The following is an 8,607-nucleotide window of genomic DNA, read 5'->3' as shown; positions in this document are numbered from 1 at the left end:
GGACGGCGAGCTGCGCCGGCGCATGTGGGCCAGCGAGGGCAGGGAGGCGCATCTGCAGGGGCGGGATTTGTTGGGCGGGGCGGGGGAATCGCCGCGCTTCGGGCTGCTGGCGCTGTCGGTGGAAAACCACGAGGCGCAGCGCGCGCGGGAACTGATCGCTGCGTACAATGCCGCCCTGCCGTTGCCCTTCGAAGAGCCGGAGGGTTTTGCCGGCGTGCTGGTCTGTTAGGCTGAGCGCCGATTTGCCGAGAGTCGTATTACCCCATGTGTGGACGTTATGCCCTGTTTCGCTGGAACCCCGCCTTCGCGGCCTTGCCGGGATTTCCCGCGGACCAGCGGGCCCAATGGAACATTTCGCCGAATGATTCGGTACTGATCCAGCGCCTGGAGAGCGACCAGCGCACCCTGGCCAGGGCTCGCTGGGGCTTGACCCCGGCCTGGTTGACCGACCTGTCCCGTACCCCGGCCCACGCCCGGGCGGAAACCCTGGCCGAGCAGCCGATGTTCCGCCAGGCGTTTCGCGAACGGCGTTGCCTGCTGCCGGCCAACGGTTTCTATGAATGGCGCGGGGGTAGCCGCAAGCGTCCTTATTGGCTGACCCCGGGGGAGGGCTCGTCGATTTTCTTCGCTGCGATCTGGGAGGCCTATCCGGTCCAGGAGCAGGTCTGGCTGAGTACCGCGGTGGTGACCCAGGCGGCTTCTACCCTGCGCCGCCCGCTGATCCTCGACGCTGCCGGCCAGGATGCCTGGCTGGATCCGCAGACTCCCCTGCATGTCTTGCACGCCTTGCTGGCCCGCCCGCCCGCGGCCTTGCGCGAGCGGGTCCTGGCCAACCTGGTCAACGATCCCAAGCTCAACGGGCCGGAGTGCCTGACCCCCGCCTGAGGCCGGGGCGAGGCATCTCGCCGCTCAGACCTTGAACTGATTGATCAGGCGCCGTTGCTGTTCGGCCAGCTTGGTCAGGCCGGCACTGGCGGCGCTGGACTCGTCGGCCCCGCCAGCCACTTCGTTGGCCACCTGGCCGATGTTGATCACGTTGCGGTTGATGTCCTCGGCCACCGCGCTCTGTTCCTCGGCGGCGCTGGCGATCTGGGTGTTCATGTCGTTGATCACCGAGACCGCCTGGGTGATGGTCTCCAGGGCCTGGGCCGCCTTGGCCGCATGCTCCACGCTCTGGTCGGTCTTGTGCTGGCTGTCCTCCATGACCCGCACCACTTCCCGGGTGCCTTGCTGCAACTGCTGGATCATCGACTGGATTTCCTCGGTGGCCTGCTGGGTCTTCTGCGCCAGGTTGCGCACCTCGTCGGCGACCACCGCGAAGCCGCGGCCTTGTTCGCCGGCACGGGCGGCCTCGATCGCGGCGTTGAGGGCCAGCAGGTTGGTCTGTTCGGCGATCCCGCGGATGGCGATGAGGATGGCGTTGATGTTCTCGCTGTCCTTGGCCAGGGTCTGCACCACGGTCACCGCGCGACCGATCTCTTCGGCCAGGGCGGCGATGGCACTGGAGGTGTCACGCACCACCTGCATGCCCTGGCTGGCGGCCTGGTCGGCGTGACTGGCCGCTTGCGCGGCCTGGGTTGCGTTGCGTGCCACATCCTGGGCGGTGGCGGTCATCTCGTGCACCGCAGTGGCCACCTGGTCGATTTCCACCATCTGCTTGTGTACGCCCTGGTTGGTGCGGATGGCGATATCGGCGGTGTGCTCCGAAGAGTCGCTGACACTCTGCACCGACGTCACCACCTGGCCGATCATCGCCTGCAACTTGGCCAGGAAGGTATTGAAGCCCCTGGCGATCGAGCCCAGTTCATCGGCCCGGTCGCTGCTCAGGCGGCGAGTCAGGTCGCCTTCGCCCTGGGCGATATCGTCGAGCATCGCCACCATCTGTCGCAGTGGCCGGGCGATGCCGTGGCCCACCAGCCAGATCACCAGCAGGCCGACGCCGGCGATCACCAGGCCGACCATGGCCATGCCGAAAGTGTCGGCCTGGCGCTGTTCGGCCAGGTCGCCCTGGAGCTTGTCCAGGTCGGCCATTACCGCGCCCAGGGGCAACTGCAGCATCAGGGTCCACTGGGCATCGGTCTGGCCGATGCCGAAGGGCAGGTAGAGGGCGATCTTGCCGTTGGCCTGGTCGATGTCATAAGTCACTTCGCCGCGCTTGAGGCTGGACAGCTTGGCGACGGTATCGCTGTTGAGTACGTCGCTGACCTTCTCGCCGAACTTGCCGGGATCCCTGGTATAGGCCACCAGGCGCGCGTTGCCGCCGATCAGGGCCATCTCGCCGGCGCCGCCATAGAGCTTCTGGTTGGCGTCCACCAGCATGTCCTGGATGAAGTTCACCGACAGGTCGGCACCGACGATGCCCTGGAACTTGCCGTCCAGCAGGACGGGCTGGATGAAGGAGGCGAGCATCACCACCTTGTCGCCGACCTTGTAAGGGGCCGGGTCGATCACGCAGGGCTTGAGGTTGTCCTTGGAGCACAGGTAGTACTCGCTGGTCCGCACCCCGGTGGACAGCAGGGTCCGGTCGTTGACGTCGGCCAGTTTGTCCAGGCCCAGGCTGGAATCCTGGTTGCGGAACCACCAGGGCAGGAAGCGGCCGGTGGCGGCATCGATGCCGACCACGCTGGTGCCGACGTAGGCTCCGTCGTTGTGGTCGATGGCGTTGGGTTCCCAGCCTATATAGGCGCCGAGGATCTTCGGGTTCTGGGTGACGTTTTCCTTGATCAGGGCGATCAGCTGTTCGCGGCTCAGGTTCAGTTGCGCCTGGCCCTGGGCATCCCGGCTGCCCATCAGCGCGTTGACCCGCACCAGGCCTGCGGCAATCAGCAGCGGCGCCTCCAGTTCCCGCTGGATCTGGCTGACCTGGGTCTGCGCCAGGCCGCTCAAGCGCTGCTCGATGACTTGCTCGAACTGGGCCTGGGTCCTTTGTTGCACCATTTGCTGGGTCCTGGCGCCGGAGAACAGGGCATACAGCACCAGGGCTGCAACCACGCTGAGGACGATGGCTCCGGCCAGTGCGGCCACCGAAAACTGGATCGACTTGAACTTCATAGAGGCTCCGGGCGCAGGAATTGAGGTCTGCCGTGCTGTATCGGCCGCAGCCCCATGGGTCATTAGCCCTGATTGCACAAATGACGCGGCGCAAGAGGTGGATGTCGCTAGTGGCAAGGTGATATTCCAGATGCCACGGACCCTGGGGACAAGATGAATTTTTTCCTGCAGCGCTGGCCTGTGTCCCAATTGCGAGCAAAAAGCCATTTTGCATCTGGCGCGGATACCAACTCGCCCTTAGGATACGCGCCATGTTTTCAGGGAGGTTTTCATGAAGAAGAAGTCATTGGTTGTATGTGCGCTGAGCGCCGCGGTATTGCTCAGTGGTTGCGAGACGGTCAACACCACCAACGCAGGTGTAGTGGGCGTGGACCGCAAACAGTCCATGTTCAGCATGGTATCCAGTGCCGAGGTCAACCAGTCCTACGCACAGTCCTACCAGGAGACCCTGAGCGAGGCCAGCAGCCAGGGCGCGCTGGACAAGACCAGTGCCAACGCCAAGCGCCTGCAGGTCATCGCCAACCGCCTGATTGCCCAGGCCCCGAATTTCCGTCCGGACTGCGCGCAGTGGAAATGGGAAGTCAACCTGATCAAGAGCGATGAGCTCAACGCCAACTGCGGTCCTGGCGGCAAGATCATTTTCTACTCCGGCCTGATCGAGCAGTTGAAACTGACCGACGATGAGATCGCCGCGGTGATGGGCCACGAGATCGCCCACGCCCTGCGTGAGCACGGTCGCGAGGCGATGTCCAAGCAGTACGCGCTGGGTGCCGGCAAGCAGATCGCGACCCTGTTCGGTGTTTCTCAGCAGGCGGTTGCCCTGGGCGACAACGGCGTCAACCTGTTGATGACCCTGCCCAACAGCCGCGAGAACGAGAACGAGGCGGACCTGATCGGCCTGGAGCTGGCGGCTCGCGCCGGCTACAACCCGAACGCGGCCATTACCCTGTGGAACAAGATGGGCCAGGCTGCCGGTGGTTCCGCGCCGCCCGAGTTCATGAGTACTCACCCGGCTTCCACCAGCCGTATCGCTTCGTTGCAGGCGGCGATTCCCAAGGTGATGCCGCTGTACCAGCAGGCCAAGAAGCCCTGATCCACCGCGTCATCCGATGATGCATTCGCCGGCAAGGCGTTCCCGCAACGGGGGCTGCCTTGCCGGCGATTTCGTTTACAGCCAGCCGCTGCTCTGCATGGCCTTGTACACCGCGACCAGGGCCAGGATGAAGAACGCCGATGCCGCCAGGCGCCGGATCAGGGTCAGCGGCAGTTTGTCCGCGGCGAAATTACCGGCAAGCACCACTGGCACGTTGGCGATCAGCATGCCCAGGGTGGTGCCGATGATCACCAGCCACAATTCCGGATACTGAGCAGCCAGCATGACCGTGGCGACCTGGGTCTTGTCGCCGATCTCGGCCAGGAAGAAGGCGATCAGGGTCGTCAGGAAAGGCCCGAACTTGCGCGCGGTGGTGGCTTCGTCATCGTCCATCTTGTCCGGCACCAGGGTCCACAGCGCGGTGGCGGTGAAGCTGGCGGCGAGGATCCAGTGCAGGGTCGCATCCGAGAAGAAGCTGCCGAACCAGGCACCTACCGCACCGGCGGCGGCATGGTTGGCCAGGGTCGCGGCGACGATGCCGGCGATGATCGGCCAGGGTTTGCGAAAGCGCGCAGCCAGGATCAGGGCAAGGAGTTGCGTCTTGTCGCCGATTTCGGCCAAGGCAACGATTGCGGTGGGAACGAGCAGGGAGTCCAGCATCAGGGTTTTCCTAAGGGGCGGGTCGACACGGCTATGACACGTACAGCCTTCCCGCCCCGGGTAAGGTGTGCGTGTCATAGGTCTTGTCAAACCCGGCAGCCCGTCTGTGCGGACTCTTGGGTCGCATGCGCCATGGTCTGTGGACCAAGTATGTTGACGCATGCCGGACGAGCGTGGCGCTCGTGGGAGACTACTCCCCTAGGACGGAGCGGATTCTGCCTAGGCAAAATCCTTTCGGCAAGCCTTGTTTGTGAAAAAGACGCTCAGCCGCGCTTGGCCCGATAGATGCGGAAACCATCGCCTTCGGCCTTGATCGCGCAGGGCCCCAGGTACTCCTCGATCAGTGGCTGATAGCGCAGGAAACTGTTGGCGACTACCCGCAGTTCGCCGCCTTTTTCTAGATGTTCCCTGGATTTTCTCATCAGGTTTTCCGTGGCCTGGTAGTCGGTGTGGACCCCGGTATGGAACGGTGGGTTGGTCAGGATGCAGTTCAAGCCCATGGGCGCGGCATCGATACCGTCCCCGGTCAGGACTTCGCCTTCCAGGCCGTTGGCGGCCAGGGTCAGGCGGCTGCTCTGGGCGGCGAAGGCGTCCACGTCCAACAGGGTCACGCGGGTTTGCGGATAGCGGCGCTTGACCGTCGCCCCCAGCACCCCGGCGCCGCAACCGAAATCCAGCAGGTGGCCGGCGGGCAAATGGTCCAGGTGCTCGAGCAGCAGCGCGGTGCCGCGATCCAGGCGGCCATGGCTGAACACGCCGGGCAGGCTGACGACCTTCAGCGGCCCTTCGGCCAATGGCAACAGGTACTCCTGGGCCAGGCTCTGCAGGGCCACGGGTTCGGGGGCGTTGCTCACCGTGACTTGCCACAGCTGGCAATGCCTGGCGCTATCGAGCTTGCGCGGCTTGCCGAAAGCGGCGAGTTGCTTGGCGGTACTTTCCACGCCGGCGCGTTTTTCCCCCACCAGGTACAGCTCGCGCCCGGCCAGGCGCGAGGCCAGGGCGTTGAGCAGGTAGTGGGCCAGGTCCTTGGACTTGGGCAGGAACAGCACGGCGCTGTCGAAGGCGCTGTCCGGGGCGCTCACCCCGAAATGGCAGCGCTCCGGGAAGCGGGCCTGCAGCGCTGTGTGGTCGCCGGCGTGCCAGCTCCAGCCCTGGGCGGCCGGCAGGCGACCGAGCAGGTCATCGGCGCTCAGGCCGGCCAGCAGTACCTGGCCCTGGAACAGCTCGGCCTGGCGTAAGAGTATTTCGCTGCGTATATCCATCGTCCGCACCTGAAAAAGTGGCGCAGTCTATCAATTCACGACCCGCAGCGGTTCACCATTGAAGAAAGCCCGGGCATTTTCCACCAGTTGGCCGACGATGCGCTGGCGGGCTTCGCGGCTGCCCCAGGCGTTGTGCGGGGTCACGATCAGGCGCGGGATATCGGCTTCCAGCAAGGGGTTGCCGTTGACCGGCGGTTCGACGCTCAGGACGTCGGTGGCCGCGCCACCCAAGTGACCGCTGCGCAGGGCGTCGGCCAGGGCCTGTTCGTCGATCAGCCCACCGCGGGCAGTGTTGATCACCAGGGCCCCGGGCTTGAGCTGCGCCAGCTCCCGGGCGCCGATCAAGTTGCGGGTGTGTTCGTTGAGCGGGCAGTGCAGGGTCAGGGCGTCCACCTGGGGCAGCAGTTCGTCCAGGGGTAGGCGATCGGCGCGCAGCGGGCGTCCGGGAATCTGTCCCAGGACCACGCGCATGCCGAAGGCCTCGGCCAGGCGTGCTACCGCGCCGCCCAGCTCGCCATGGCCCAGCAGGCCCAGGGTCTTGCCCGCCAGCTCCATGATCGGGAAATCCAGCAGGCAGAACTGGCTGGCCTGCTGCCAGCGTCCGGCAGCGACGGCCTGTTGATAATCGGCGACCCGTGTCGCCAGGTTGAGCAGCAGCATCAGGGTGTGCTGGGCCACCGACGGCGTGCCGTAGCCCTGGCAGTTGCTGACGGTGATGCCCTGGCGCCGGGCGGCTTCCAGGTCGATGTTGTTGGTGCCGGTGGCCGTCACCAGGATCAGTCGCAGGTCGGGGCAGGCGGCCAGGGCCTGGGCGTTGATCGCCACCTTGTTGCTGATGGCTACCCGGGCTCCTTGCAGGCGCTCGGCCACCTGTTCCGGGGACGTATGGGCATGCAACTGCAAGGGACTGAAGCTGGCATGCAGCGCCCCCAGATCCAGGTCACCCAGGTCCAGCGAACGGTGATCGAGGAAGACGGCGCGGCGATTGTCGGTCATGAACTGTACCTTTCGTGCGAGGAAACCAAGGCGTAATCTGCCGAGCCTAACAGATGAAATAATTAGACATATACAGGAGCCAGCATGTACCTCACCGAGTTCTTGACCGTTGCCCTCATCCATCTGCTGGCGGTGGCCAGCCCCGGCCCGGACTTTGCCGTGGTGGTGCGCGAAAGCGTGACCCATGGTCGTCGCGCCGGCACCTGGACCGCCCTGGGAGTGGGGTCGGCGATCTTCCTGCACGTGGGGTATTCGTTGCTGGGGATCGGCCTGATCGTTTCTCAGTCCATCGTGCTGTTCAACGCCCTGAAGTGGCTGGCCGCCGCCTACCTGCTGTACATCGGCTACAAGGCCCTGCGTGCCCAGCCAGCCAAGCCGGCCACGGACGACCTGCACAAGGAGGCCGGCGTGCGCACTGCCCGCGGGGCCTTCACTTCAGGTTTCGTCACCAATGGCCTGAATCCCAAGGCGACCCTGTTTTTCCTCTCGCTGTTCACCGTGGTGATCAACCCCCATACCCCGCTGGCGATCCAGGCCGGCTACGGGGTCTACCTGGCGGCGGCCACGGCCCTGTGGTTCTGCCTGGTGGCCATGCTGTTCAGCCAGCAACGGGTGCGTGCCGGCTTCGCCCGCATGGGCCATTGGTTCGATCGCACCATGGGCGCGGTGCTGATCGCCATCGGCGTCAAGCTGGCCTTCACCGAGATGCATTGAGGGCACTGAGCTGGTTCAGGGACGCCACGTAATGCCGTGGCGTATCCCCGAGCAAGCGCTGGAACATGGCGCTGAAGGCCCGGGCGCTGCCATAGCCCAGTGAGTCGGCCACGCTGTGCACGCTTTCCCCGGCGAGCAGGCGTGGCAGGGCTTCCATCAGGCGCAACTGTTGGCGCCAGGCATTGAAATTCATCCGCACCTGCTGCTGGAACAGCCGCGCCAGGGTCCGTGAGCTGGCGCCCACCTGCTGTGCCCAATCCTCCAGGGTGTAGCAATGGTCGGGAGTGCGCAGCAGGGCCAGGCAGATGGCTTGCAGGCGCCGGTCCTGGGGCATCGGGATATGCAGCGGCAGGTTCTCCAGGCCGGCGATCTCCTCCAGCATCAGCTGCTGGATCAGCGGGTTGCGGGCCTGCTTCGGGCCTTGCACCGCGCGCAGGATCAATTCCCGCAACAGCGGCGTGACCGCCAGTACGCAGCACTGTTGCAAGGATGCCGGGCAGAGCTCGGCGGCGATGAACAGCGTGCGCATGCGCACTTCCCCGGCCATGAAGATCTCATGCTCCACCAGCGGTGGGATCCATACCGCGCGGGTGGGAGGGATGACCCAGGCGCCATGGGCGGTCACCAGGCGCATGGTGCCGCAGGCGGCGTAGAGGAACTGCGCCTCGTGATGGCAGTGCAGCGGCTGGTGCGCGGCATCGGCGTAGTCCCGGGAGTAAGCGCTGACCGGGCCCTGCTGGAAGTGGCTGATTAACATGTCCGTTTTGATGACTTTGTTGTCCAGAATGCTGTTTGTCGCCAACCTAGCATAGGCGTCACCTTCACAACCTG

General features: G+C 65.1%; 9 protein-coding genes, 1 pseudogene and 1 riboswitch. Of the genes and pseudogenes, 4 read left to right on the top strand and 6 right to left on the bottom strand.

From position 1 onward, the window contains the following. Nucleotides 1–229 (top strand): DUF2007 domain-containing protein (locus ACK6AU_RS22845; protein ID WP_409301536.1); only part of this gene is annotated, 229 nt, incomplete at its 5' end. A 35-nt stretch (nt 230–264) separates the two neighbouring features. After that, complete coding sequence (locus ACK6AU_RS22840; RefSeq protein WP_185700335.1) at nt 265–885, top strand: SOS response-associated peptidase; 621 nt, start codon at nt 265–267, stop codon at nt 883–885. 24 nt (nt 886–909) lie between these two features. On the opposite strand, the gene ACK6AU_RS22835 is transcribed toward ACK6AU_RS22840, so the two are convergent. Continuing rightward, the gene (locus ACK6AU_RS22835; protein ID WP_409301539.1) at nt 910–1,653 is read right to left on the bottom strand and encodes a methyl-accepting chemotaxis protein; all 744 of its coding nucleotides are present in this window, start codon (nt 1,651–1,653) and stop codon (nt 910–912) included. Between the two features lie 111 nt (nt 1,654–1,764). After that, nucleotides 1,765–1,962 (bottom strand): annotated as a pseudogene (locus ACK6AU_RS22830) (HAMP domain-containing protein); the annotation flags it as partial. Nucleotides 1,963–3,322: 1,360 nt separating this feature from the next. Here ACK6AU_RS22830 and ACK6AU_RS22825 point away from each other — a divergent pair. Continuing rightward, nucleotides 3,323–4,144, top strand: a complete 822-nt coding sequence (locus ACK6AU_RS22825) for a M48 family metallopeptidase (protein WP_185700333.1) — start codon at nt 3,323–3,325, stop codon at nt 4,142–4,144. Nucleotides 4,145–4,219: 75 nt separating this feature from the next. Here the strand turns inward: ACK6AU_RS22825 and ACK6AU_RS22820 are convergent, their stop codons facing one another. The 3 genes from ACK6AU_RS22820 to ACK6AU_RS22810 form a co-directional block, all read right to left on the bottom strand. Next, nucleotides 4,220–4,804 (bottom strand): TMEM165/GDT1 family protein, encoded by a 585-nt coding sequence (locus tag ACK6AU_RS22820; RefSeq protein WP_185700332.1) that lies wholly within the window; start codon nt 4,802–4,804, stop codon nt 4,220–4,222. Nucleotides 4,805–4,880: 76 nt separating this feature from the next. Then, a riboswitch (yybP-ykoY riboswitch) is annotated at nt 4,881–5,015 on the bottom strand. 52 nt (nt 5,016–5,067) lie between these two features. Then, on the bottom strand, nt 5,068–6,066 hold the full coding sequence (locus ACK6AU_RS22815) for a methyltransferase (RefSeq protein ID WP_409301533.1): 999 nt from the start codon (nt 6,064–6,066) through the stop codon (nt 5,068–5,070). Between the two features lie 30 nt (nt 6,067–6,096). Next, complete coding sequence (locus tag ACK6AU_RS22810) at nt 6,097–7,062, bottom strand: 2-hydroxyacid dehydrogenase (RefSeq protein ID WP_185700330.1); 966 nt, start codon at nt 7,060–7,062, stop codon at nt 6,097–6,099. A gap of 84 nt (nt 7,063–7,146) precedes the next feature. Here ACK6AU_RS22810 and ACK6AU_RS22805 point away from each other — a divergent pair, with 84 nt between their 5' ends. Continuing rightward, on the top strand, nt 7,147–7,776 hold the full coding sequence (locus tag ACK6AU_RS22805) for a LysE family translocator (RefSeq protein WP_053131993.1): 630 nt from the start codon (nt 7,147–7,149) through the stop codon (nt 7,774–7,776). Here the strand turns inward: ACK6AU_RS22805 and ACK6AU_RS22800 are convergent. Next, complete coding sequence (locus tag ACK6AU_RS22800) at nt 7,760–8,533, bottom strand: helix-turn-helix domain-containing protein (protein WP_185700328.1); 774 nt, start codon at nt 8,531–8,533, stop codon at nt 7,760–7,762. The genes ACK6AU_RS22805 and ACK6AU_RS22800 overlap by 17 nt on opposite strands. Nucleotides 8,534–8,607 lie beyond the last annotated feature (74 nt).

Origin of the sequence: Pseudomonas sp. KCJK8993 (assembly GCF_046230915.1) — a bacterium.
Taxonomy (GTDB): Bacteria; Pseudomonadota; Gammaproteobacteria; order Pseudomonadales; family Pseudomonadaceae; genus Aquipseudomonas; species Aquipseudomonas piscis.
Note: the sequence above shows the minus strand (reverse complement) of the source record. Positions and strands in the feature narration are given on the sequence as shown.

Bases quoted from the DNA above. Each gene is read 5' to 3' on its own strand.
- ACK6AU_RS22800 (WP_185700328.1), bottom strand. From the start codon at position 8,533: ATGTTAATCAGCCACTTCCAGCAGGGCCCGGTCAGCGCTTACTCCCGG.
- ACK6AU_RS22835 (WP_409301539.1), bottom strand. From the start codon at position 1,653: ATGGTGGAAATCGACCAGGTGGCCACTGCGGTGCACGAGATGACCGCC.
- ACK6AU_RS22840 (WP_185700335.1), top strand. From the start codon at position 265: ATGTGTGGACGTTATGCCCTGTTTCGCTGGAACCCCGCCTTCGCGGCC.
- ACK6AU_RS22825 (WP_185700333.1), top strand. From the start codon at position 3,323: ATGAAGAAGAAGTCATTGGTTGTATGTGCGCTGAGCGCCGCGGTATTG.
- ACK6AU_RS22815 (WP_409301533.1), bottom strand. From the start codon at position 6,066: ATGGATATACGCAGCGAAATACTCTTACGCCAGGCCGAGCTGTTCCAG.
- ACK6AU_RS22810 (WP_185700330.1), bottom strand. From the start codon at position 7,062: ATGACCGACAATCGCCGCGCCGTCTTCCTCGATCACCGTTCGCTGGAC.
- ACK6AU_RS22805 (WP_053131993.1), top strand. From the start codon at position 7,147: ATGTACCTCACCGAGTTCTTGACCGTTGCCCTCATCCATCTGCTGGCG.
- ACK6AU_RS22820 (WP_185700332.1), bottom strand. From the start codon at position 4,804: ATGCTGGACTCCCTGCTCGTTCCCACCGCAATCGTTGCCTTGGCCGAA.